At 32.9% G+C, this 23,678-nt stretch carries 22 protein-coding genes; 12 read left to right on the top strand and 10 right to left on the bottom strand.

Annotated elements, in window-relative coordinates; genetic code table 11:
• Positions 1 to 12: 12 nt before the first annotated feature.
• Positions 13 to 3,174, bottom strand: a complete 3,162-nt coding sequence (locus tag TD29_RS05555) for a UvrD-helicase domain-containing protein (RefSeq protein WP_040279494.1) — start codon at positions 3,172 to 3,174, stop codon at positions 13 to 15.
• 114 nt (positions 3,175 to 3,288) lie between these two features.
• Between TD29_RS05555 and TD29_RS05550 the strand changes: the two genes are divergently transcribed.
• Entirely contained in the window at positions 3,289 to 3,897 is a 609-nt protein-coding gene (locus TD29_RS05550; protein WP_040279493.1) for a superoxide dismutase, read from the top strand.
• A 644-nt stretch (positions 3,898 to 4,541) separates the two neighbouring features.
• Here the strand turns inward: TD29_RS05550 and TD29_RS05545 are convergent.
• The 4 genes from TD29_RS05545 to purN form a co-directional block, all read right to left on the bottom strand.
• Positions 4,542 to 6,440, bottom strand: coding sequence for an amidophosphoribosyltransferase (locus tag TD29_RS05545; protein ID WP_040279491.1), 1,899 nt, complete (start codon positions 6,438 to 6,440; stop codon positions 4,542 to 4,544).
• Between the two features lie 90 nt (positions 6,441 to 6,530).
• Positions 6,531 to 7,457: a PfkB family carbohydrate kinase gene (locus tag TD29_RS05540; protein ID WP_040279490.1), complete on the bottom strand. Its 927-nt coding sequence runs from the start codon at positions 7,455 to 7,457 to the stop codon at positions 6,531 to 6,533.
• A 55-nt stretch (positions 7,458 to 7,512) separates the two neighbouring features.
• On the bottom strand, positions 7,513 to 8,154 hold the full coding sequence (locus tag TD29_RS05535; RefSeq protein ID WP_040279489.1) for a ribonuclease H1 domain-containing protein: 642 nt from the start codon (positions 8,152 to 8,154) through the stop codon (positions 7,513 to 7,515).
• A 162-nt stretch (positions 8,155 to 8,316) separates the two neighbouring features.
• Positions 8,317 to 8,883: a phosphoribosylglycinamide formyltransferase gene (gene purN / locus TD29_RS05530; protein ID WP_040279488.1), complete on the bottom strand. Its 567-nt coding sequence runs from the start codon at positions 8,881 to 8,883 to the stop codon at positions 8,317 to 8,319.
• 185 nt (positions 8,884 to 9,068) lie between these two features.
• Here purN and TD29_RS05525 point away from each other — a divergent pair, with 185 nt between their 5' ends.
• From TD29_RS05525 to pyk, 5 genes are all read left to right on the top strand, one after another.
• Complete coding sequence (locus TD29_RS05525) at positions 9,069 to 9,302, top strand: acyl carrier protein (RefSeq protein WP_013869581.1); 234 nt, start codon at positions 9,069 to 9,071, stop codon at positions 9,300 to 9,302.
• A gap of 14 nt (positions 9,303 to 9,316) precedes the next feature.
• Positions 9,317 to 10,567: a beta-ketoacyl-ACP synthase II gene (gene fabF, locus TD29_RS05520; RefSeq protein WP_040279486.1), complete on the top strand. Its 1,251-nt coding sequence runs from the start codon at positions 9,317 to 9,319 to the stop codon at positions 10,565 to 10,567.
• A 7-nt stretch (positions 10,568 to 10,574) separates the two neighbouring features.
• Positions 10,575 to 11,318 (top strand): ribonuclease III, encoded by a 744-nt coding sequence (rnc, locus tag TD29_RS05515; RefSeq protein ID WP_040279485.1) that lies wholly within the window; start codon positions 10,575 to 10,577, stop codon positions 11,316 to 11,318.
• A 120-nt stretch (positions 11,319 to 11,438) separates the two neighbouring features.
• A complete protein-coding gene (locus tag TD29_RS05510) occupies positions 11,439 to 11,924 on the top strand; it encodes an IPExxxVDY family protein (RefSeq protein WP_040279484.1) in 486 nt (161 codons plus the stop codon).
• A complete protein-coding gene (gene pyk, locus TD29_RS05505; RefSeq protein WP_040279482.1) occupies positions 11,924 to 13,366 on the top strand; it encodes a pyruvate kinase in 1,443 nt (480 codons plus the stop codon). Before TD29_RS05510 ends, pyk begins: the two co-directional genes overlap by 1 nt.
• A gap of 135 nt (positions 13,367 to 13,501) precedes the next feature.
• Here the strand turns inward: pyk and TD29_RS05500 are convergent, their stop codons facing one another.
• Both TD29_RS05500 and dinB read right to left on the bottom strand, forming a co-directional pair.
• On the bottom strand, positions 13,502 to 14,503 hold the full coding sequence (locus tag TD29_RS05500) for a TolB-like translocation protein (RefSeq protein ID WP_040279481.1): 1,002 nt from the start codon (positions 14,501 to 14,503) through the stop codon (positions 13,502 to 13,504).
• A 46-nt stretch (positions 14,504 to 14,549) separates the two neighbouring features.
• Positions 14,550 to 15,659, bottom strand: coding sequence for a DNA polymerase IV (dinB, locus tag TD29_RS05495; protein ID WP_040279479.1), 1,110 nt, complete (start codon positions 15,657 to 15,659; stop codon positions 14,550 to 14,552).
• 43 nt (positions 15,660 to 15,702) lie between these two features.
• Here dinB and TD29_RS05490 point away from each other — a divergent pair, with 43 nt between their 5' ends.
• Genes TD29_RS05490 through TD29_RS05480 form a run of 3 tightly spaced genes read left to right on the top strand, consistent with a single transcriptional unit; the run spans position 15,703 to position 17,337 of the window.
• Positions 15,703 to 16,305, top strand: a complete 603-nt coding sequence (locus tag TD29_RS05490) for a DUF2238 domain-containing protein (RefSeq protein WP_040279478.1) — start codon at positions 15,703 to 15,705, stop codon at positions 16,303 to 16,305.
• 34 nt (positions 16,306 to 16,339) lie between these two features.
• Complete coding sequence (locus TD29_RS05485) at positions 16,340 to 16,813, top strand: CYTH domain-containing protein (RefSeq protein ID WP_040279477.1); 474 nt, start codon at positions 16,340 to 16,342, stop codon at positions 16,811 to 16,813.
• 11 nt (positions 16,814 to 16,824) lie between these two features.
• Positions 16,825 to 17,337: a YciI family protein gene (locus TD29_RS05480; protein ID WP_040279476.1), complete on the top strand. Its 513-nt coding sequence runs from the start codon at positions 16,825 to 16,827 to the stop codon at positions 17,335 to 17,337.
• Between the two features lie 53 nt (positions 17,338 to 17,390).
• On the opposite strand, the gene TD29_RS05475 is transcribed toward TD29_RS05480, so the two are convergent.
• The gene (locus tag TD29_RS05475) at positions 17,391 to 17,801 is read right to left on the bottom strand and encodes a heavy-metal-associated domain-containing protein (protein WP_040279474.1); all 411 of its coding nucleotides are present in this window, start codon (positions 17,799 to 17,801) and stop codon (positions 17,391 to 17,393) included.
• A 93-nt stretch (positions 17,802 to 17,894) separates the two neighbouring features.
• Between TD29_RS05475 and TD29_RS05470 the strand changes: the two genes are divergently transcribed.
• Positions 17,895 to 18,773 carry a DMT family transporter gene (locus tag TD29_RS05470; protein ID WP_040279473.1) on the top strand — a complete coding sequence of 293 codons (879 nt, stop codon included), beginning with the start codon at positions 17,895 to 17,897 and terminating at the stop codon, positions 18,771 to 18,773.
• 56 nt (positions 18,774 to 18,829) lie between these two features.
• Here TD29_RS05470 and TD29_RS05465 read toward each other — a convergent pair whose 3' ends face one another.
• Together TD29_RS05465 and TD29_RS05460 are read right to left on the bottom strand one after the other, a co-directional pair.
• The gene (locus TD29_RS05465; protein ID WP_040279472.1) at positions 18,830 to 20,878 is read right to left on the bottom strand and encodes a M16 family metallopeptidase; all 2,049 of its coding nucleotides are present in this window, start codon (positions 20,876 to 20,878) and stop codon (positions 18,830 to 18,832) included.
• Positions 20,879 to 20,983: 105 nt separating this feature from the next.
• Positions 20,984 to 22,318, bottom strand: coding sequence for a M16 family metallopeptidase (locus TD29_RS05460; RefSeq protein WP_040279470.1), 1,335 nt, complete (start codon positions 22,316 to 22,318; stop codon positions 20,984 to 20,986).
• A 356-nt stretch (positions 22,319 to 22,674) separates the two neighbouring features.
• On the opposite strand from TD29_RS05460, the gene rplU reads away from it, so the two are divergent.
• On the top strand, positions 22,675 to 23,319 hold the full coding sequence (rplU, locus tag TD29_RS05455) for a 50S ribosomal protein L21 (RefSeq protein WP_040279469.1): 645 nt from the start codon (positions 22,675 to 22,677) through the stop codon (positions 23,317 to 23,319).
• 43 nt (positions 23,320 to 23,362) lie between these two features.
• Positions 23,363 to 23,623, top strand: coding sequence for a 50S ribosomal protein L27 (gene rpmA, locus TD29_RS05450; RefSeq protein ID WP_040279468.1), 261 nt, complete (start codon positions 23,363 to 23,365; stop codon positions 23,621 to 23,623).
• Positions 23,624 to 23,678 lie beyond the last annotated feature (55 nt).

Genomic DNA, 23,678 nt, shown 5'->3' with positions numbered 1-23,678 from the left:
TTTTTTACAAATTTAAAATTCTTTTATAACAATTTCGTCGTTAATATAAATAAGAATTTTTTTTATAACTTCAAAATTCATATCCTCTAAAATGTATTGATAATCAAATAGTTGCTCTTTGTGTTTTGCATCTTGTAGTCCAGTTTTGTAATCAATAATTGTAGCTTGATTGTAAGAATTAACAACAACTCTATCTGGTCTAAATAATTTACCAGTTTTAGAGATAATATCTTGTTCATTATAAACCGTATTGGTGGCATCAAAATACGATCGTAATTGTTCATGATTTATAATGCGTGTCATAAGGTTCTCTAGTTCGTCATATTGATCTGTATTAATGATACCTAAACTCAAAAAATGTTCAAGAGCAAAACCAACATCGGCAGCTGTTTTTACATGCGCCATGATGTTGTGAACTAAATCACCACGATTAATGGCCTTTTCTTGTGCAGTATCCCATAAGTAGCCAGAATTTGTAATTATATTAAGGTTGTGGTCTTCTTTTCTAGTAGAAATTAATTGACCTTGCACAATGGTAGTATGTTCCTCTTCTTTTACTTTTTCTTCGGAAGTTTTCCTAGCCTCACCAAAGCTATACTCCAATTGATGATCCTGCCATGCGCCAATAGATTTAAGGTAATTAATTAATAAGCCTGAATAATGCGCTAATTTTTCTCCACTTGTTTTTTTATCGATATCATATTCAGAAATGATATATAATTGCTCAACAGCTCGAGTTAAAACAACATATAAAAGATTTAAGCTATCTAATTCTAATTGCGAACGATAATTGGTGTAAATCTCGGCGCCTAATTCATTAAAAGATTCTAAATCCTCATTCATATTAATATATAAATGTGAGAACCCATTAAAATCATCCTCATTTACACGAAACCATAATTTAGGATTTATATTAAAATAGATGTTTTGATTGGCATACGGAAAAATAACCACAGGAAATTCTAATCCTTTAGATTTATGAATGGTCATAATTTGTATAGCATCCTGTCCAGAAGGTGATACAATACTCAAGCTATCTTTTTTGCGTTCCCAATACTCTAAGAAGCCTTGAAAACTAGCATTGTACTTTTGAGAGTAATCAAAAACTTCATCTAAATAAAACTGTAAATACGCGTTTGAAGTAGTATTCAGTGCAAAACCCCTAATGATACTTTCTATAGCTTCATAAATAGGAAGTTGTAAAAACTCACTAAAGTTAAATTCAAAACCAAAGGTGTTTAGTTTTTCAAAAAAAGAATCATTTTTTAAATGAACAAGATCGTCATAAAATTCATGTGTGTCATCTAATTGTAACTTAGTTTCAGCAATAAAATGTAAGAGCGTAGTTTTTATTGTGTCGTTTTGAGGTTGTAAACTCAATGTGATTATTTTGCTAATAAACTGTACCTCTGGAGAGTTTTTGAGTAATAAACTTTCCGAAGAGATTATATCAATTTTTAGGTCACTTAAATATTCTGCAATTGCAAAACCTTCATTCTTTTTTCTAACAATAATACAAATGTCTTTGAGCTTAAAGCCGTTACTTTGGGCTTTTTTTATAGTGTTTAAAACAGCTTCACATTGTAGGTCATTATTATCTTCATTTTCGGTGTTTAAAAATGAAATATCTACATAACCTGTTTTATTAATTATGACATTTTGATAGGCATTTTTATAAATATGTTGGTGATTTTCATTTGTAAATGCTACATCAGCAATATGATTAAAAAACGCGTTGTTAAATTCGACAATCGTTTTATGACTACGGTAATTATCGGGTAAGTTTTTAACTATTTGTTGTACAGCAAGAGGATGTTCGCTCTCGTTGTAAAGATTGATAAACTGTTCTGCTCGTCCGCCACGCCATCTATAAATAGCTTGTTTTGCATCACCAACCAGCATGGCTGATCCAGTTTCCCCTTTTAAATTTTCACCAGAAACGACATTATTAATTAACGGTATTAAATTTTCCCACTGTAATTGCGAAGTATCCTGAAATTCATCAATAAAATAATGTTTAAATTTTTCTCCAATACGCTCATAAATATATGGAGCTGGTTGTTGGTTTATTTCCGTGTTGATGATGTCATTAAATTCTGAAATTAATAAAATGTCATCTTCATCTTTAATATCTTGAAGCGTTTTACCAATTGCACTTAAAACCGATAAAGGCGTAATGTTTTTTAAGGCGTTTTTTAAGAATTTAATTTGAAATACGGCTGTTTTAGTATCTAAAAAGGCATCGATTAATTGAGGTCGTAACCCTTCAATAGTGTCTCCAACTTGCGCTGATACTCTTTTAGGATATATTGAGCCACCTTCAATTAAATCAACTTGCCACTTTGGTTTAAAAGAAACATTAAAATTTTCTTCAGATAGTTTAATAAAATGTTTTGGTAAATAACTGCTAGAAAAATCATTATGTTCTAATCCTGATTGGTCAATTAAAGATAGTACACCTTGAGCAACCTCAGTTATTTGAGACGTTAATACAGTGCGCTGTTTTTGTATATTCTTTTTCAGTAATTTAAAATCACTTAAAGATTTATCCTTAATTTCATTTAAATACACAATATCGTTTTCTGTAACTAATAGTTTTGCAATGGCATTAAAATCGTACGAAATGTCCCAACTTTTATCATCATCAGTTTTTTCAATTGCAAAATCGACCAAGACTTTTGTGAGTTCGTTATCACTACCAGCTTTATCAATGAGCTTATCAACAGCTTTAGCTAATATAGATGTGGTGTCTAATTCAACTTCAAAATTAACAGGTAGTTTAAGGTCAAATGCAAAAGTTCTAATAAGTTTATGGTTAAACTTATCAATGGTAGAAATATCAAAAGCCGCATAGTTATGCACTATAATTTCTAATAATTCTTTTGATTTTTCTTGAAGGTCTTTTGGAGATATTTGAAGATCTTTACTTAAGTCGGTAAACATCTCGTTAGGACTGTCAATTATTTTTTCTTCGGAAAACGCTCTAAGCATATCAATTATACGCTCCTTCATTTCACCAACAGCCTTATTAGTAAATGTGAGCGCTAGAATATGCCTAAAAGAGAGCTTACTTTTAGATTGAAATAAAAGCCTTAGATAATCCTTAACAAGTGTATAGGTTTTTCCACTTCCTGCCGAAGCATTGTAAATTGTAAATTGAGATTTATTTTGCACGCTTAAAATTATAAAAACTATCTATGAACTCATAGATATTTAATATTTTTAATTGCGCTGTATTATGCTTAAATTTGAATGAATTAAATATTAATTATAAAAACCGATAATATTATGGCTTTCGAATTACCGAAATTAAAATATGCATACGATGCTCTAGAACCACATATTGATGCTCGTACAATGGAAATACATCATACAAAACATCATAATGGTTATACTACAAAGTTAAATGCTGCGATTGAAGGAACAGATTTAGAAGGGAAATCTATAGAGAACATACTGGATAACCTAGATATGAATAATAAAGCTGTTAGAAATAATGGAGGAGGTTTTTATAACCACTCTTTATTTTGGGAGGTTATGAATCCTGAAGATAGAGGATATCTTTCTGGAGAATTAAAAGATGCCATTGAAGCAGCCTTTGGTTCAAAAGACGAATTTATTGATGCTTTTAGTAAAGCAGCAGCAACACAATTTGGATCAGGTTGGGCTTGGTTATGCGTGCATAAAGGAGGTAAAGTTGAAGTATGTTCAACTCCAAACCAAGATAACCCTTTAATGCCAGGAGTAACTTGTGGCGGAACACCAATTTTAGGATTAGACGTTTGGGAGCATGCTTACTATTTAAACTACCAAAACAGAAGACCAGATTATATTAGCGCATTCTTTAATGTGGTTAACTGGAACGAAGTTGAGCGTCGTTACGCAGAAGCAAAGTAATTAACTCTTGTGTTGGTAACGCTTGCCTGCATTTTATGTAAGCAAAGTGTCTAAGCCAGAACAAGGAGATCTTAATAGTGAAATTTAGAAAGCAAACTCATTTTGGGTTTGCTTTTTTTATGCTTCGGAAACAGGAAAACTTGAAATTACGAACGGACTAAAAATGAAAAAAGCCGAACGAGAGTTCGACTTTTTTGCCCCAAATCTACCATAAACTTAACCTACTTATGTTATGGTGAGACAAATATACTAGCACTTTTAATTAAAGCATCAATTTTTAGACCAACGACAAATAAATTGGCTTAAACGAGGAAAAGCGTGTTTTTTTAATAAAATTGCACGATATGCGTATGACATGTGTCGTGACCACTAACAAGTTATTTAATATATAGAATAGTTAGAAGTGGTAGCGTAAAAATAGAGATGAAATAGCTCTTGTGCTGTTCATTTATATCCATAAAAAAAGCCGAACGAGAGTTCGACTTTTTTTGCCCCAAATCTACCATGAACTTAACCTACTTATGTTATGGTGACTCCAATGTATGTGTTATTTAATTATAGCATACTAAAAACTAGATGAAATACGTATTTATCAGATTAAAAACAAATTTTAAAAGGTAAAGTGATGGTATTATGCACTTTATCTAATAAGCTCTCTCTTTGTTTCCTTCGTAAAAATTAACGAACGCTCTGTTAACCACACGGTTACCTCCTGGAGTTGGGTAATTACCAGTAAAGTACCAATCACCTAAATTTTTAGGACACGCCTTATGTAAATTTTCAATAGGCTGAAAAATAGTTTTAACCTTTGCCTTTACAGAAGGGTCAGAAATTAGCTCAGCAATTTTATCAGATATTTCATCTGCAGTAAATTGGTCATATAAATCCTTTACGTAATTTTTAACCTCTTTATCTTTAAGCACGAGTTGCGCTTTACATTTATGATAAACCTCTTCTATTAAATGGTATTTGTTATTTTCTTTCAATAATTCTAACATGGCTCTAAACGCAATGAGACTTTCTAAATTAGCCATGTCAATCCCATAACAATCAGGATAACGAATTTGAGGAGCAGACGATACAACTACAATTTGTTTAGGGCTAAGTCGATCCATCATTTTAATGATACTCATTTTGAGTGTTGTACCTCTCACAATACTATCATCAATAATTACAAGGTTGTCTGTTGGTTTAATAACACCATATGTGACATCATACACGTGAGCCACTAAATCATCACGACTACTATCTTCTGTAATAAAGGTTCTAAGCTTAACATCCTTAATTGCTATTTTTTCAATACGAGGTCGTTCTTCTAAAATATCTACGACTTGTTGTTGGCTAAGTTTTCCGTCACCAGCCAAAATAGCTTTTGTTTTTTGTTCATTTAGGTGTTCTTCTACAGTTTCTATCATTCCATAGAAAGAAGTTTCCGCAGTATTAGGAATATACGAAAACACCGAGTTTTTTGTATCACCATTAATTGCTTCTAATACTTTAGGCATTAATAATTTTCCTAAATTTTTACGTTCTTGATAAATCTCGGCATCACTACCACGAGAAAAATAAATACGTTCAAAAGAACAAGCTTTACGCTCAAGAGGTTCTAAAATTTGTTCAATAAATACTTCTCCAGATTTTTTAGTAATAATGGCATGACCAGGATCTAATTCTTTAACATCATCAAATTTAACATTAAACACGGTTTGAATTACTGGACGCTCTGAGGCTACAACCACGATTTCATCATCTTCGTAATAATACGCAGGTCTAATCCCAGAAGGATCACGCAAAACAAAAGAATCTCCATGCCCTAATAAACCTGCCATAGCATAACCTCCATCCCAATTTTTAGCCGCTTTTTTTAATATTTTGGCAACATTTAAACGTTCGGCAATTAAAGGTGAGCATTCGTTTTTACTATAGCCTTCTTTCTTAAGTTTTTTGTAAATTTTTGCAACAGCATCATCTAAGAAATGACCAATTTTTTCCATAATAGTTATGGTGTCTGCTTTTTCTTTTGGATGTTGTCCTAATCGTAAGAGTCCATCAAACAACTCATTAACATTGGTCATATTAAAGTTACCTGCAACGATCAGGTTTCTATGCATCCAATTATTTTGTCTTAAAAATGGGTGAACGCTCTCAACACTGTTTTTTCCAAAGGTACCATAACGCACATGTCCTAAGAGTAGTTCTCCAATGTAGGGAATATGTTGTTTTTGCAACGCTACATCACCTTGATATTCTGGGTGATCGGTTAATTCAGTATTTATGCGTTCATTGATTTGAGCAAAAATATCTTGTATAGGCTGTTGAGCAATTGAGCGCACACGGCTTATATAACGTTCACCAGGTTTTGTGTCTAATTTGATGCTTGCAAAACCAGCACCATCTTGTCCACGATTGTGTTGTTTCTCCATTAAGAGATACATTTTGTTTACACCATAAAATGCAGTTCCATATTTTTCTTTATAGAATTCTAATGGTTTTTTGAGTCTTATGAGTGCAATTCCGCATTCATGTTTTAAAGCATCGCTCATTGTTGTATTGTTGTTTTTAAGTCTTCCAAAATTATAAATTTCGGGTTTTAGTATAGAATAAAAAACGCGCTCAGTTTAGAGCGCGTTAGTTTATGACAGTTCAATATTAAATTGAGTGAGTTTCTTAAAGTCTTTTAATCGATACTCGATATCGTCTTTAGTTAAGTTTTGCATGCGTTCTGTTCCAAATTTTTCAACACAAAATGATGCTAAAGTAGATCCATAGATGACAGCGTTTTTCATATTCTCAAAACTGTAGTCTTCTGTTTTTGCTAAATAACCAGCAAATCCTCCTGCAAATGTGTCTCCTGCTCCTGTTGGATCAAAAACTTCCTCTAATGGTAAAGCTGGTGCATAGAACATATGATCATCATGAAATAATAAAGCACCATGTTCTCCTTTTTTAATTACAACATATTTTGGTCCCATGTCATGAATTTTACGTGCAGCAACAACTAAGGAGTATTCACCCGTTAATTGTCTTGCTTCTTCATCATTAATTGTAATCACATCAACGTTTTTAATCACAGAAAGCAAATCATCTAAAGCAATGTCCATCCAAAAATTCATGGTATCTAAAATAGCCAATTTTGGTTTTGTCGTCATTTGGTCCAATACACCTTGTTGTACCATTGGGTGTAAGTTTCCAAGCATAACAACTTCTGCATCTTTATAAGTTTCAGGGACAACAGGATTAAAATGTTCTAATACATTTAGTTCAGTCACTAAGGTATCACGAGAATTCATGTCGTTATGATATTTACCACTCCAAAAAAATGTTTTACCATCTTTTACAATTTCAATACCATCTGTATTAACATTTCTATCAGATAAAAGATCTAAATATTTCTGCGGAAAATCGCCACCAACAACAGATACTGCTGCTGAATCTACATCGAAATTTGAGGCAGATAACCCGATATAGGTTGCAGCGCCTCCAAGAATTTTATCTGTTTTTCCAAATGGTGTTTCAATAGCGTCAAAAGCTACTGTACCAACTATTACTAATTTGCTCATAAAGCGTTTTAAAATTTGCTGCAAATATACAGTTTTTGAGAACTATTATGCGAATTTATTTTCGTCCAAAATCTGCAGGAATTTCTCCCCAAGCTTTAGTCTCCCATTTCACAATGGTTGTTTTATACTCATTATCTTTTAACCATTGTACAGCACGATCTACAAGATCATAAACGGGTTTGTTCTTTTCATTACGCTCTAACTTTGAGTTACATGTTTTTTTACGAACCCAACTCATGGCTGTTTTTGAGTCTGTATATATAATACGATCACTATTGTGTTTTTTTAGAAATCCTAAGCCATGTACTAGTGCTAAAAACTCTCCTAAATTATTCGTGCCTTGCGCAAAAGGACCTTGAATAAACAATTGTTTTTTTGTTTTAGTATCCACACCACGATATTCCATAATACCAGGATTACCCGAAGAAGCAGCATCAACAGAAATGGAGTTATAATTTGGCTTACCTATTTTTTTGAGTTGCTCTGCAGTGAGTTCACTTTTAAAGGATTTACTCTTGCCTATATAATCAAAGTAATTACCTTTTAATGCTTCTTTTGCAGCAGTAAACGTTGCAAACGATTTATATTGCGCACCTTCAAAATTTTTGATTTGAGCTTTACAATCATTCCACGATTCAAACACACCTGTGTGATGACCTTTCCAAACGGTATAATATTTTTTCTTTTTTTTACTCATGTTTACTTTCCGTGAAAACGGAAATCTTATATTCTTAGTTTCAAAAACATCTTGATTGCGCTCGATGTGACAGTACAATTTGTTTTTGTCATTCAGAAGGAGGTACGACTGATGAATCTATTTAATTAAAAGTGAGATTCTTCGCTTCGCTCTGAATGACATTTAGTGTTTCAATAATTTATCAACAACCTCAGGAAAATGTTTCATCTCCAATTCATGAATCCTATCTGCTACATCTTGAGCAGAATCGGTTTTGAGTACAGCACATTTCGACTGAAAAATAATAGCACCTTCATCATAATGCTCATTGACATAATGTATAGTTATTCCGGTTTCGGTTTCTTTATTAGCAACGATTGCTTCGTGAACGTTCATGCCATACATGCCTTTGCCACCATATTTTGGTAACAACGCAGGATGAATATTAATGACTTTATTTGGAAACTCGTTTAATATATGCTTCGGAAACATCCATAAAAAACCAGCTAGGATAATAAGATCGGGTTTTGAATGTTTAAGTATATTTAAAACATCATCAGTTTGAGTAAATGCTATTTTGTTGAATGATAAGGCACTAACTTTAAGGGTTTTGGCTCGCTCTAAAACTTTGGCATGAGGATTGTTAGTAAGTACCTGAATGACAGAAGCATATTCTCTGTTGTGAAAAAACTTAATTAAATTTTCAGCATTAGTGCCACTTCCGGACGCAAAGATTACAATTCGTTTCATTTACAGACAATCAGTTAATGTTATTCAAAACAAAAAAAAGAATAATAATTAACAATTAGAACGTAAAAGACAAAATCTTCAAAGTAATTTTAGTAAATTACCAACACATTTTTAAACTAAAGGTGTGTATTGAAATAAAGTTTTTTTATTTTTGCGACCTAATTAAAACTTAAAATTAAAAAATTATGTCAGACATTGCATCAAGAGTAAAAGCGATTATAGTAGACAAATTAGGAGTTGATGAAAACGAAGTTGTAACTGAAGCGAGCTTCACAAACGACTTAGGAGCAGATTCACTAGATACTGTTGAACTAATCATGGAATTTGAAAAAGAATTTGATATTCAAATCCCAGACGATCAAGCTGAAAATATAGCTACAGTTGGTCAAGCAGTCTCTTATATAGAAGCAGCAAAATAATTCAGTAAATATTTATGGAATTAAAGCGAGTTGTAGTTACTGGTTTAGGAGCATTAACACCTATAGGAAATACCAAAGATGAATTTTGGGATGCACTTGTAAGTGGTAAAAGTGGTGCCGCACCTATAACATATTTTGATACTGAAAAGTTCAAAACAAAATTCGCTTGCGAATTAAAAAACTTTAACGCTACCGATTTTCTTGATAGAAAAGAGGCTCGTAAAATGGATAGATTTGCACAGTATGCTATGGTAGCTTCAGATGAAGCTATCATAGATTCTAAGCTAGATCTAGATAAAATTAATAAATTACGAGTAGGTGTTATTTGGGGTGCAGGAATTGGAGGATTGGAAACATTTCAGGATGAAGTATTAAATTTTTCTGCTGGAGATGGTACACCAAGATTTAATCCATTCTTTATCCCAAAGATGATTGCAGATATTGCACCAGGAAACATATCTATTAAACATGGATTTATGGGACCTAATTACACAACAGTATCAGCATGTGCATCCTCAGCAAACGCTATGTTTGATTCATTAAATATGATTCGTTTGGGTCATTGTGATGTAATTGTAACAGGTGGTAGTGAGGCAGCAGTAACTATTGCAGGAATGGGTGGTTTTAATGCTATGCATGCACTATCTACAAGAAATGAAAGCCCAGAAACAGCTTCTAGACCTTTTGATGCAACCAGAGATGGTTTTGTATTAGGAGAAGGAGCAGGAGCAATTATTCTTGAAGAATATGAACATGCAAAAGCACGAGGAGCTAAAATTTATGCTGAAGTGCTAGGAGGCGGTTTATCGTCTGATGCACATCACATGACAGCACCTCACCCAGAAGGTATTGGTGTAATTGCAGTAATGAAAAATTGTTTAGAAAATGCAGGAATCAAACCTGAAGAAGTTGATCATATCAACACGCATGGAACTTCAACACCTCTAGGAGATGTTGCTGAGCTTAAAGCGATTTCTGAAGTGTTTGGTGATCACGCAAAAAATATCAACATCAACTCTACTAAGTCCATGACTGGACATTTATTAGGAGCTGCTGGAGCTATTGAATCTATTGCTTCAATTTTAGCAATGGAACATGGTATAGTGCCTCCTACTATAAATCACGAAGTTGTAGATGAAAATATTGATTCTAGCTTAAATTTAACATTAAACAAAGCACAAAAAAGAGACGTAAAAGTTGCTATGAGTAATACGTTTGGATTTGGCGGTCACAACGCTTGTGTATTATTTAAAAAACTAGATTAAATCCCGAATGAGCTTCATTCGTAACATATTAAAAAATTCCCGTTCTGATGAAGACGGGAATTTTTTTTTATTACTCAACGATATTCTAGGTTATAAAGTCAAAAACAAATCATTGTACTTTAAAGCATTTACCCATCGTTCTATGAATATAAAGGACAAAAAAGGGAATGCTATAAATTATGAACGATTAGAATTTGTAGGTGATGCTATGCTGAGTGCAGTAATTGCCGCCTACTTATTTGAAGAAGTTCCTCATGGAGATGAAGGTTATTTAACTAAAATGCGCTCTAAAGTTGTGAGCAGAGAGCACCTAAATGAGTTAGGTAAAGAATTAAAACTTATTGATTTAGTAGAGAGTAAGATTCCTAAATCTAACTTTGGAAACAATATACATGGTAATCTTTTTGAGTCTTTAGTAGGAGCCATATATTTAGACAAAGGATATCAATACTGTGAAAAATTTATTCATAAACGTGTGATTAAACCTCATGTAGTTATCGAAACCTTAGAAGGTCGCGTTATTAGCTATAAGAGTTTATTAATTGAATGGTGTCAAAAAGAAAAGAAAACATTTGATTACAATGTTTATGAAGATACAGGAAATGATGAATTAAAACATTTTTCGGTTAAACTCTCCATAGATGAAAAAGTTATTGCAAAAGCAAGGGCAACCTCCAAAAAGAAAGCTGAAGAAAAAGCGTCGAAGCGTGCCTTTTTTGCATTTCAGAATGAAATAAGTAAAGCAATTTAATAGGTGTAATTATTCTTTGCAACTACAACGTTTTCGCTTTGTCTAGGCGTTAAGATTAACTTTAACTTCACGTTTTAATGGCTATATTGTGCTATATTTACAATATGTAGTTGATTGATTATGGCATTACACAAATTACTTGTTGACGATTTTTATGATGCATCGTTTTCACTCATAGCGATACATTGTAGGTTGGAGGATTATCGTTTGGCTTATCTGTTAAATAAACATTTAGAACTCAACTTACAACGACGAGAACATGATTTAGATTATAATTACTTTGATGCTTCTTTCGCTATTTATGAATGGGAAAATGAAAAGATAGATAGCGTATGGAATTTCGTGTCAAACGTATGTAAAAAAGAAGAAGCAGCTTTGCAGAGTTCGGGATCTTTATTTAATCAAAATCAAGCAACTGTTACAAGAACTATAAACCTACTACCCGAATTAAAAAAAGTAGATTACCTCATCAAAGTTACAAATGAAGATAGACACTTTAATGAAAAACTTATTTTAAATAAAATACAAACAATACCACAAGTTATAACAACGTATAGCGTTGATATCGACCAATTAAAATCAAAAGAACACTTAATTTTCGACTAATGTTAAGAAGAAAAAAAACAAAAATAGTAGCTACACTCGGACCAGCAACAAGTACAAAAGCAGTACTTAAAGGAATGCTAGAAGAAGGTGTAAATGTATTCAGAATCAATTTTTCACATGCAGATTATAAAGATGTAGAAGAGCGTGTAAAAATGATTAGAGATCTTAACGAGGAGTATAGTTTCAACGCCTCAATTCTTGCAGATCTTCAAGGGCCAAAATTAAGAGTTGGCGTCATGAAAGGTGAGGTCGTGGTTAACGAAGGTGATGAAATTATTTTTGCTACAGGAGAGCGTTTTGAAGGTACAAAAGATCGTGTTTACATGACGTATGACAATTTTCCTCAAGATGCAAAACCAGGAGAACGCGTACTTTTAGATGACGGTAAATTAATTTTTGAAGTGGTGTCTACAGATGGTAAAACTGAAGTATTAACACGTGTTATTCAAGGTGGACCATTACGATCTAAAAAAGGTGTAAATCTTCCTAATACAAATATTTCACAACCAGCTTTAACCGAAAAAGATATTGACGATGCTATTTTTGCCTGTAGTTTGCAAGTAGATTGGATGGCTTTATCATTTGTTCGTCACGCTGAAGATTTAATGCAGTTAGAAGAACTCATAAAGGAACACAGCGATCATAAAATTCCAATTATCGCAAAAATTGAGAAGCCAGAAGCCGTAGAAAATATCGACAAGATTGTTGCTTATTGTGATGGCTTAATGGTAGCGCGTGGAGATTTAGGAGTTGAAATTCCTGCAGAAGAAGTGCCATTAGTTCAAAAGCAATTAGTGTTACGAGCTAAACGTGCTAGAATCCCTGTAATTATTGCCACTCAAATGATGGAAACAATGATTACAAGTTTAACACCAACTCGTGCTGAGGTTAATGATGTTGCCAATTCAGTTATGGATGGTGCAGATGCTGTCATGTTATCTGGTGAAACTTCGGTTGGTAAATACCCTGTTCAGGTTATTAAACAAATGTCTAATATTATTAGAAGTGTTGAAGATTCCGATTTAATAAAAGTCCCACAATCACCTCCACATATCAAAACAAAACGTTACATCACAAAGTCTATTTGTTATCATGCAGCTCACATGGCTAATGATATTAATGCAAAAGCCATTTCTACGCTAACAAATTCTGGTTATACCGCTTTCCAAATTTCCGCATGGAGACCAAGTGCACATATTTTAGTATTTACGTCTAACAAAAGAATTTTAACGCAATTAAGTATGCTTTGGGGAGTCGAAGCCTTTTACTACGACAAATTTGTAAGTACAGATGAAACCATAGAAGATGTAAATGCTATTGCCTGTAAAAAAGGCTATATCTCAGTTGGCGATATGCTCATTAGTTTAGCAGCTATGCCAATTCAAGAAAAAGGAATGGTAAATACCTTAAGAGTTACAGAGATTACAAGTTGTAGTTTATAGTAAATTTTTAAAATGATGTCATGTTGAGCGTAGTCGAAGTGTAAGTTGGGCGTTACCACAACCCTTTCTCTGCGTTCCAGGGCAAGTGGTCGCGCTTTCACTACTCGCTCTCTACGAGGAGCTCAAACATACCGTTCAATCGCTAACGCTAATCAAGCTATTTAAATCTGTCATATAAATTCTACTTGAGCCATTGTCATATCTGTTGATTTCAGTCATTAATTCATCAAATTTGAAATACCCATTTTCTTTTTTATCGATATTACTTTTTCGGCTTGTAAAATAAAGCGTTCCTGTTTCCGTATTAACAAAAGGACAATAATCAATGTATTTAGAATTAATCTCAACGCCAAGATTTGTTGCAGGTTGCCATTCATCATTTTTATATGTACTTATATATAAATCGGCACTTCCAACGCCATCTTTTCTACGCCAACCGCTAAACAAAATGTAAGATTCATCAGGTGCTACAAAGGCATTAAATTCGGCACCTTTAGTATTAACTCCAGTACCTAAAGCTTTAGGTGCTTCATAACCGTTATTGTTCCATTCACTTTTAAAGATATCGTCCTGTCCATTCATACCGTCTTTTATTGCTGTAAAATAGATGTTATTTGATTGTGTAATTGATGGATAAAATTCATCATAACTAGAGTTTACAGGTGCACCAATGTTAATGGGTTGAGACCATTTAGAATTTATTTTTTCACGTTCAACATACCAAATATCAAAATCTTTTACTGTAGTGCTATCTTTAGAAATAGGTCTATTAGATGCAAAATATAGTTTTAAACCGTCTGGAGATAGAAAAGGCTCTAAATCTGTATACCGACCAGAAAAGCTTGCTATTTTAGGTTCATTCCATGCGTTGTTTTCTTTTTGTATTCTCATAATTACAGAGAGCTCACCTAAAGGGCTTAGTATGGTAAAATAAGCTTCATTTTCTTGAGGTGTTATAGTAAAATCTCTAACGTTCGTAAATTGTGAAAATAGAGCAGGAGCTACAGGAACCACAGTGCCTTTTTTAAAGGTAATCTCAGAATTAGTTGGGACTTCCTTAGATGCTGTTTTTATGTGTTGGGTATTATTGCAACTTATTAGAAAAAGGCTAAATGTGATAAGAATTAATGGTTTCATATGATAATGTAAAAACTTATAGGTGTAACTTAATATTAATTAGTATTTAGAACTCAAACTTTAATTGTACGCTTACGGGTTCTTCTTGTATTACTTTTTTCTTTTTCTTAGAATCTTCAGTATTTAAATTAGAAAGCGAAATTCCCAATAGTCGTACCGAATTACTCATTTTTTCCTGATATAGTAAATCTTTTGCAGTGTCTAAAATAAGGTCCTTATCATTCACAAAATACGGCAAAGTTTTACTTCTAGTTTGTAATGTGAAATCACTGTATTTAATTTTTAAAGTTACTGTTTTTCCAGAGACTTTACTTTTGTGGAGTCGTTTAGCAACTTCTGCTGCAATATGCTCTAGTTTTTCTAGCATGAAAATTTCCGAAGATAAATTCTCCTTGAACGTGCGTTCTGCTGCGAGCGATTTTCTAATTCTATTTGGCTTTACTTCACTCGTGTGAATACCTCTAACCACGTGATAGTAATAACGTCCAGATTTTCCGAAGTTATCATCCAAATAGTCTAGCGATTTTGATTTTAAATCTTTACCTGTAAAAATTCCTTTTTGGTACATTTTCTCAGCAGTTACCTTACCAACACCATAAAATTTTCTAATATCTAAATCTTCTAAAAACTGAAGTACCTCTTCAGGATTTACTGTTTTTTGTCCGTTAGGTTTGTTATAATCACTAGCAACTTTGGCAATAAATTTATTGATAGAAATACCAGCAGAAGCAGTTAACCCAACGTCATTAAAAATGCGAGATCTAATCTCTTGAGCTAATATTGATGCGCTAGGATGTCCTTTTTTGTTATCAGTAACATCAAGATAAGCTTCGTCTAATGACAAGGGTTCAACAAGATCTGTATACTCAAGAAAGATGCTACGTACCTTTTTAGAAATTTCGCTGTAGCGCGCAAAATCTGTTTTTACAAAAATAAGATGTGGACATAATTTAATTGCCAATCGTCCAGACATGGCGCTTTTTACACCAAATTTTCGTGCCTCATAACTTGCAGCACTTATAACACCTCGTGTGCCTCCACCACCAACAGCAATAGCTTTTCCTTTTAGACTAGGATCATCCATTTGAGCCACAGATGCGTAAAACGCATCCATATCTACATGAATAATTTTTCTAATTGGTAAATCACTAAGCATAAAGCAAATTTATAATATCTTTGATTCAATTGATGTGCAAAACATGAAACTTATATATACACTTTTAATTTTAATAATAGTATTGCTTATATGGTCGGCAATTAAGCCATTTGAATACTTTACATGGTGTCTAGAAGTGTCGCCAGCAGTAATTGGTGTTTTAGTGCTTATGTTTACATTTAAAAAGTTTAGATTTACTAATGTTGTCTATGTACTTATCTTTTTTCACTGCGTTATTTTAATTATTGGAGGTCATTATACGTATGCCGAAGTACCTTTATTTGATTGGATTCAAGAAACCTTTAACCATAGTAGAAATAATTATGACAAACTCGGACATTTTGCACAAGGCTTTGTGCCAGCCATGATAACTAGAGAAGTGTTACTTAGGAAAAACGTGGTGAATTCTAACAGTTGGCTCAATTTTATCGTGGTTTGTATTGCAATGGCTATTAGTGTCACGTATGAGTTTATAGAATGGGCAGTGTCGTTAAGCACAGGTGAAGGAGGAGATTCTTTTTTAGGAACACAAGGTTATATTTGGGATACGCAATCTGATATACTTTTTGCCACCATTGGAGCTATTTTGGCTTTGATTTTCTTCGGAAAATATCATACACTACAAATAGAAAAGTTGACAGTGTAAATAATAAGATTTCCGCTTTTGCGGAACGTAAAATATGATAGAAATAGAACGCAAATTTTTAGTGACTTCAGAGGCCTTTAAAACCGAGTCTTATAAACATACAAGAATTATTCAAGGATTTTTAAATACCAATCCTGAACGTACCGTAAGAGTGCGATTAAAGGGTAATCAAGGGTTTTTAACCGTTAAAGGAAAATCTACAAGTGATGGATTGTCACGTTTTGAATGGGAAAAAGAAATCTCAATTACCGAAGCTCAATCGCTTTTAAAATTATGTGAAAAAGGTGTGATTGATAAAGTGAGATATGAAGTCAAACAAGGTAATCACGTATTTGAAGTGGATGTGTTTGATGAAGATAATAAAGGATTAATTATCGCTGAAGTTGAGCTCAATCACGAAGATGAAAACTTTAAAAAACCTAATTGGCTAGGAAAAGAAGTTACAGGAAATAAGCGCTATTATAATTCTCAATTGAGCCAAAACCCATTTACAAACTGGAACCTATAAAATTTTAAATTATGAACCTATTACGATTATGTTGTGTTGCCGTATTACTGTTATCCTGCAACGATAAAAACAAAGAGTCTGTTGTTTTAGATCAAGAAGTTGAAGACAAGGCAACAACTGCTATTATAAAAGAGCAGTCTGTAATGCAATTAAAAGAGCAACTAAAAACAAAAGGGTTTGAGGTGTTTGAATATGTAGATGAAAAAACTCAAGATACCATTTTGATGCAGCAATATTTTATGGCGTTTTTAAAAACAGGTAAGCACAGGCATCAAAGTGACGAGGAAGCAAAACGGTTACAAGAAGCACATTTGGCACATTTAGGAAAAATGTACGACTTAGGCTATGCCGATATTTCTGGACCTTTTGGAGGTGATGGTGCCATTAGAGGTATTACAATATATAACGTACCTACATTACAAATGGCAGATAGTTTGGCGAACTCAGACCCAATGGTAAAAGCTGGTCGCTTAGAAATTGAAATTCACCCATGGTGGGCAGCAAAAGGATTTAAGCTTAGATAAATACAAAAAAACCACTCAAATTTGAGTGGTTTTTTAGTTTCAGTTTTATTGCGTTAGTCTTGCTTTTCTTCCGAAGAAAAAGAATCAACTGTTTTCATATCTTTTACCTTATAAGTATCACCTGCCTTTGCAACAGCTTCTTCTAAAGTTTTTGGAGTTACCATAGCTTCATCATACTCAACCATGGCTAATTCTTTTTCAAAATCTACTTTAGCAGATTTTACACCATCCATTTTGGCCATTTTCTTTTCAATTGCTTTTGCGCAACCCATAGCACATGTCATCCCTTCTATACCAAATTCTGCTTTAGCATACGTGGCATTAGGGTCTAATTTTTTAGCCGTTTTTGTATTGATGTTTGATGCCGTTTCTACTGTTTTAACTTCAGGTTCTTTTTCACTTTTACAAGCAACCACAGCAATAGAAATCAATGCAATAGCCAATATGTTTTTTAATGTCTTCATAGTAATGTTCTGTAATTATTTAAACAAACTTAATAAATATTGATGTTCGGTGCATTAAAATTAACGAATTTTGTGACTTAGTTAAGAGAACTTATGAATGATAATACGAAAAAATGGATTTTTCTACTGGTTTTGTCAGTGATTTGGGGAAGTTCATTCATATTAATTAAAAAAGCGCTACTCGGTTTAACACCTTTTCAATTAGGTGCATTGCGCACTATAATTACAGGAGTTTTTCTATTTTCAGTGGGATTAAAAAGCTTAAAATCAATACAAAAAAGGGAATGGAAATGGGTTGTTGTTTCGGGTTTTCTTGGGTCGTTTATTCCAGCGTTTTTATTTGCTATTGCCGAAACTGAAATTGATAGCGCAATTACCTCAATTCTTAATTCGTTAGTACCCTTAAATGCTATTTTGTTGGGATTTGCAATCTTTAAAATAGGCTTTACTAAACGTCAACTTTTTGGAGTTATCATTGGGTTTATAGGTACAAGTATACTAATAATGCAAGGCGCAGATTTAAATCCACACCAAAATTATTTGTATGCAAGTTTCGTAATTATTTCAACAGTGATGTATGCATTAAATGTAAATATTATAAAAAAGTATCTCCAAAACGTAAAACCATTGAGTATAGCTACAGGTAATTACGTAGCTATTTTTATTCCTGCAGTTATCATATTATTGTTTACAGATTTCTTTTCTTCGGAAACTTTAGAGCACCCAAATTTTAAAATGTCAATAGTATATGTCGTTATTTTATCCTTTTTTGGAACTGCGCTTGCTAAAGTTTTATTTAACACATTGGTTCAAATCTCTACACCCGTTTTTGCATCTTCAGTTACGTATATAATGCCAATTGTTGCCTTAATTTGGGGGTTTTTAGATGGCGAAACTTTTGGGGTTTTACAAATAGTTGCTAGTATGATTATTTTATTAGGTGTTTATCTAGCCAATAAGAAGAAGACATAAAAAAAATCCGAAGTAAAATATACTCCGGATTTTTTAAAATTTATGTATTGAGATAATTAGTCAAAATCAGCATCACTAACACCTTCGTTTACTTTAACCGATTTTACTGCAAAATCAAAACGACGTGGTCCAGCTGTTTGTCCCATTTTAAATGGAAACTTGATGCCACCAACATCTTTATATTCAGAATAAAATATAGATTGAGAACCAGCTTCACTAGTTTCAACTTGCTTAATTTTTAAGCCAGTTTCTACGCTATAATATAAAGCTTTACTGTCTCCTACAGTGACTTTATAAGCATTTTCACCATCAATATTTTCAATTTTTTCTAAAGTTGCTCCACCATTTAAGTAATTAACTTCAGGAAAAGGAGATGACTCAACAGTTGCTTCTTTTAATTCCTCAGGTGTCATGTCTTTACGTTGCCCTTGTTGTACAATATATCCTCCCTCAGGACTTACAACAGATTTCATAAATGATTGTCCCATTGCAGATACTTCTGACATCGCTTGGTTTTTAGAAGTTTTCTTCATTTCTAAATTCATCATAACACCTGGTTGTAATTCTGCTTCCGCAGTAATATAAACAGAGTTTACTTTATCTAAAGCAGCTTGTCCACCAACGGCATCAATATAAGCTTGCATTACTTTAGTAGCATCCATATCTGCAGGCATTTCAATCTCATAAGATGGCTTATCTGTTGCTGTAGCATACTTATCAAAATATTTAATTGGGATACCAGTTTTTTCAAGATTTTCTAATACTTCGCTACCTTTTCCAATAACTACGATACGAGCGTTTTCAGTTTTAAAATAAGTGTTTGCAACACGATTTACATCATCTGCTGTTACCGCATTGATTTTTTGTAAATATGTTGTGTAAAAATCATCTGGAAGATCATTTAATTTAATGCTTAAAGCATAACGTGCAATAGTTTGTGGACTTTCTAAAGCTAATACAAAATCGCCTACATATTTAGCTTTTGCATTTTTAAGCATATCTTGCTCTACTGGCTCAGTCTTAATACGGTTGATTTCTTTCAACGTTTCAACAACAGCACTATCTGTTACCATATTTCTAACAGCAGCACCTGCAGTAAAACGAGACGCGTACTTGTCTGTTCCAATCCCAGATCTAGCGCCATAGGTATAACCATGAGCTTCACGAAGATTCATATTTAAATAACTGTTAAAACCACCACCTAAAATTTTATTTGCAATTAATACAGAGTGGTAATCGTCATCTTTCATTTCTAAATCAACATTGTTTGTTAATGAAATGTTTGACTGCACAGCATTAGGCATATCTACAAAGTTAATTTGTGTGTATTGAGCATTTGGAGCCTCATTAGGAACAGTGTAATCTACACCTACAGATTTTTCCCACTTAGAAAAATGTTTTTCTATTTGTTTTTTAACCTCTTTAAACTTTACGTCGCCAACAACAACTAAGTAAGCGTTGTTAGGGTTAAAATATGTTTCATAAAAAGCAACTGCATCACCAAAAGAGACATTATTTACAGTTTCTTCTGTAGTAAATTCTCCATAAGGGTGGTTTTTTCCATAAGATAAAGCCGAACCAACTCTACTAGCAACAGCATCTACACTGTTTTCTTCAGTTTTTAAACCATCAATAAGCTTTGCTTTTTCTTTGTCAAATTCTTCTTCTGTTAATAAAGGATTGATTGCAGCATCTGCCATTAATTCTAAGATACGATCAGAGTATTTTGATAATGAACTAGCAAAACCACCTCTAAAATTAAAATTTAATCGTGCACCTAAAAAGTCAACCTCTTCATTAAATTCATCTTTAGAGATGTTTTTAGTTCCGTTACCTAACATGGCACCAATTAGACTCTCAACACCACCTTTTTGACCAACCGTCATTGGTTTATTGTCAATAGTTAGAGAGAATGACACTCTTGGTAATTTATGATTTTCTACAACTAAAACGGTTAAACCATTTTTTAATGTAAACTCTTGTGGCTTTTCCAAAGAAATTTTTGGAGCAGGTCCTGGTTCTGGCATTTTAGAGCGATCAACTTGCGCAAATGCACTAACCGACATTAAAAATGCTACTATTAATATTGATATTTTTAATTTCATGTGTTCGTTTTTTATTTATTTTATGATTGTCACATGTTACATCAAATTAACTAAATCGTTTATAGATTATTAAGTTAAAATCGATGTTTCATTTTCATTCATGTTTTAGTTGTCAGTTTTTTCTTTTGGTAAATATTCTAACTCAACACGTTGATTAGGATTTAAATATTTTTTTACAACATCCTGAATTTCTTGTCTTGTAATAGAACGGTAGATTTCAATTTCAGAATTAATTAAATTGATATCATCATATAACATGTAATTTCTTACTAAAGAGTTTGCTATACCTTGAATACTTGAATTTGAATTTACAAATCTGTTTTCAAATTTATTTTGAAGTTTTTGATAGTCATTTTCTGAAATGAGCTCTGTTTGCATTTTAGCGATTTCAACATCCATTTCGGCAAGTAAAGCATCTAGTGTAGTGTCTCCTAATGGAAGCCCATAAATAGCATAAATACTATAGTCCATTTGATCGATATTAATTGCACCTACTTGAAGCGCCATTTTCTTGTCATCAACAATAGTTTTGTATAATTTTGATGTTTTACCATCACTTAAATAAGCCGAAACCATACTTAAAACATAAGCATCGCGTTCTTTAAATCCTGGAGTTCTATAGGCAGTAATAATTGCTGGAATTTGAATGTTAGGATCATAAAATTTAGCATCAATTTTTTCTGTAATAGGATCTTCTTTGGCAAAGTTTCTAGTTGGAACAGGTCTGCTTTTAATTTCAGAAAAGTACTTTTCTACTAATGTCTTAGCTTCTTTACTATCAATATCACCAGCAACTACTAAAGCTGCATTATTTGGTCCATACCAATCTTTAAAATATTTTTGAAATTCCTCTAAGGTAGAAGCATCCAAATCTGCCATTTCTCCAATATTCTTATTGGCATATGGATGTTTTGAAAATAAGTTTTCACTAACAGCAGCTAAAAACTGACCGTAAGGTGAATTATCATAACGTAATCGTTTTTCTTCTTTTACAACTTCGTTTTGAGTATCAACGCCTACTTGATCAATTACAGGGTGAAGCATTCGTTCAGATTCCATCCAAAGCCCTAATTCTAAGTTGTTAGAAGGAAATACTTCATAATAATACGTTCTATCTAAAGAAGTGTTGGCATTGTTACTACCACCATTTGATGATACTATTGTAAACCATTCTCCACGGTCTATATTTTGAGTTCCTTCAAATAGAAGGTGCTCAAAAAAGTGAGCGAAACCTGTACGAGGAGCTGCGGCAGTTCCTCCTAAATCTTTTCCTCCAACATTATACATGACACCAACAGTTACTACTGGTGCAGTATTATCTTGGTGTAAAATAACGTGAAGTCCGTTATCTAAATCAAATTCTTCAAATTCAACCTGTTGTGCTTTGGCAGAAAAGCCAACAAGCATCAAAGAGGCTAAAATTAATAGGTAATTTTTCATTGTTAGTTTGTTTTAATTAATTGTGATTTTTGTGTTAATTGTGTCAATATGTTCTACAAGTGTGGTATTGTATTAAAAAGTTACACTTATGCTACAAAAATAATGAATAGCATTGCCTTTTTTATAGTTTTTGATCTAAAATATATCTTTAAAATGAGTTATTTAGCATATAATACAATAGCAAAAATGGGTGAATTATAATATTTCAGAAGGATTAAAAAATTAGAAAAAGCTATAAACTTCTTCAAAATGTTTATATCGTTTGTAAATTAATGAATTAGAATGTATATTTGCACCCGCTTTCTGAAGAGAAGGCACATATTTTATTTAAAAATAATTAATAAAAACGTTACGCTATGTACGCAATTGTAGAGATAGCAGGGCATCAATTTAAAGTTGAAAAAGACCAAAAAGTTTTTGTTAACCGTTTAGCAACAGAAGAAGGTAAGAAAGTAGATTTCGATAACGTTCTTTTAATTGGTGATGGTGACAATATTACTTTAGGCGCCCCAGCTATAGACGGAGCACAAGTAAGTGCAAAAGTCTTAAAGCACCTTAAAGGTGACAAAGTAATCGTCTTCAAAAAGAAGAGAAGAAAAGGATACCGTGTAAAAAATGGACACAGACAATCTTTATCTGAAATCGTAATTGAAGGTATTACTACTTCTGGAGCTAAAAAAGCAGCTCCTAAAAAAGAGGCAAAGAAAGAAGAAGCAAAAGCTGCTCCTAAAAAAACAACTGGAAAAGCTGATGATTTGAAAAAAATCGAAGGTGCTGGACCTAAAGCTGCTGAAGCTTTAGTAAATGCAGGCCTTGATACTTTTGCTAAAGTTGCAGAATCTGATGCCGCTAAATTAAGCGAAATCTTATCTGAGGCTAGCTCTAGATTATCTCACATAGTTACAGAAACTTGGCCAAAACAAGCTAAATTAGCTGCAGATGGTAAGTGGGATGAACTAAAAGAATTACAAGACAGATTAGACGGTGGAATTGAAAAGTAATTTTCTGTACCATTAATTATTAACAATATAAAACCTTAAGACAATGGCTCATAAAAAAGGAGTAGGTAGTTCTAAAAACGGTAGAGAATCAGAATCAAAACGCTTAGGTGTTAAGATTTTTGGTGGACAAGCAGCATTAGCTGGTAACATTATCGTAAGACAAAGAGGAAATACACATCACCCAGGTGAAAATGTGTATGGCGGAAAAGACCACACTTTACATGCTAAAGTAGATGGTTTAGTAAGATTCACAAAGAAAAAAGATGGTAAGTCTTTTGTTTCTATTGATGCTTTTGAAGCATAGTTGAATTTTATCTCACAGTATTAAAAACCTATTCTCATTGAGAATGGGTTTTTTT

The sequence above is a fragment of the Psychroserpens damuponensis genome (assembly GCF_000826655.1).
Classification (GTDB): domain Bacteria; phylum Bacteroidota; class Bacteroidia; order Flavobacteriales; family Flavobacteriaceae; genus Psychroserpens; species Psychroserpens damuponensis.
The sequence above is the reverse complement of the archived record's forward strand: the minus strand, read 5'-3'. Positions and strand labels throughout refer to the sequence as shown.

What these genes read in the sequence shown, in the direction of transcription:
- TD29_RS05550 (WP_040279493.1), top strand. Translation starts at nt 3,289, where the DNA reads ATGGCTTTCGAATTACCGAAATTAAAATATGCATACGATGCTCTAGAA.
- TD29_RS05545 (WP_040279491.1), bottom strand. Translation starts at nt 6,440, where the DNA reads ATGAGCGATGCTTTAAAACATGAATGCGGAATTGCACTCATAAGACTC.
- TD29_RS05540 (WP_040279490.1), bottom strand. Translation starts at nt 7,457, where the DNA reads ATGAGCAAATTAGTAATAGTTGGTACAGTAGCTTTTGACGCTATTGAA.
- TD29_RS05535 (WP_040279489.1), bottom strand. Translation starts at nt 8,154, where the DNA reads ATGAGTAAAAAAAAGAAAAAATATTATACCGTTTGGAAAGGTCATCAC.
- purN (WP_040279488.1), bottom strand. Translation starts at nt 8,883, where the DNA reads ATGAAACGAATTGTAATCTTTGCGTCCGGAAGTGGCACTAATGCTGAA.
- TD29_RS05525 (WP_013869581.1), top strand. Translation starts at nt 9,069, where the DNA reads ATGTCAGACATTGCATCAAGAGTAAAAGCGATTATAGTAGACAAATTA.
- fabF (WP_040279486.1), top strand. Translation starts at nt 9,317, where the DNA reads ATGGAATTAAAGCGAGTTGTAGTTACTGGTTTAGGAGCATTAACACCT.
- rnc (WP_040279485.1), top strand. Translation starts at nt 10,575, where the DNA reads ATGAGCTTCATTCGTAACATATTAAAAAATTCCCGTTCTGATGAAGAC.
- TD29_RS05510 (WP_040279484.1), top strand. Translation starts at nt 11,439, where the DNA reads ATGGCATTACACAAATTACTTGTTGACGATTTTTATGATGCATCGTTT.
- pyk (WP_040279482.1), top strand. Translation starts at nt 11,924, where the DNA reads ATGTTAAGAAGAAAAAAAACAAAAATAGTAGCTACACTCGGACCAGCA.
- TD29_RS05500 (WP_040279481.1), bottom strand. Translation starts at nt 14,503, where the DNA reads ATGAAACCATTAATTCTTATCACATTTAGCCTTTTTCTAATAAGTTGC.
- dinB (WP_040279479.1), bottom strand. Translation starts at nt 15,659, where the DNA reads ATGCTTAGTGATTTACCAATTAGAAAAATTATTCATGTAGATATGGAT.
- TD29_RS05490 (WP_040279478.1), top strand. Translation starts at nt 15,703, where the DNA reads ATGAAACTTATATATACACTTTTAATTTTAATAATAGTATTGCTTATA.
- TD29_RS05485 (WP_040279477.1), top strand. Translation starts at nt 16,340, where the DNA reads ATGATAGAAATAGAACGCAAATTTTTAGTGACTTCAGAGGCCTTTAAA.
- TD29_RS05480 (WP_040279476.1), top strand. Translation starts at nt 16,825, where the DNA reads ATGAACCTATTACGATTATGTTGTGTTGCCGTATTACTGTTATCCTGC.
- TD29_RS05475 (WP_040279474.1), bottom strand. Translation starts at nt 17,801, where the DNA reads ATGAAGACATTAAAAAACATATTGGCTATTGCATTGATTTCTATTGCT.
- TD29_RS05470 (WP_040279473.1), top strand. Translation starts at nt 17,895, where the DNA reads ATGAATGATAATACGAAAAAATGGATTTTTCTACTGGTTTTGTCAGTG.
- TD29_RS05465 (WP_040279472.1), bottom strand. Translation starts at nt 20,878, where the DNA reads ATGAAATTAAAAATATCAATATTAATAGTAGCATTTTTAATGTCGGTT.
- TD29_RS05460 (WP_040279470.1), bottom strand. Translation starts at nt 22,318, where the DNA reads ATGAAAAATTACCTATTAATTTTAGCCTCTTTGATGCTTGTTGGCTTT.
- rplU (WP_040279469.1), top strand. Translation starts at nt 22,675, where the DNA reads ATGTACGCAATTGTAGAGATAGCAGGGCATCAATTTAAAGTTGAAAAA.
- rpmA (WP_040279468.1), top strand. Translation starts at nt 23,363, where the DNA reads ATGGCTCATAAAAAAGGAGTAGGTAGTTCTAAAAACGGTAGAGAATCA.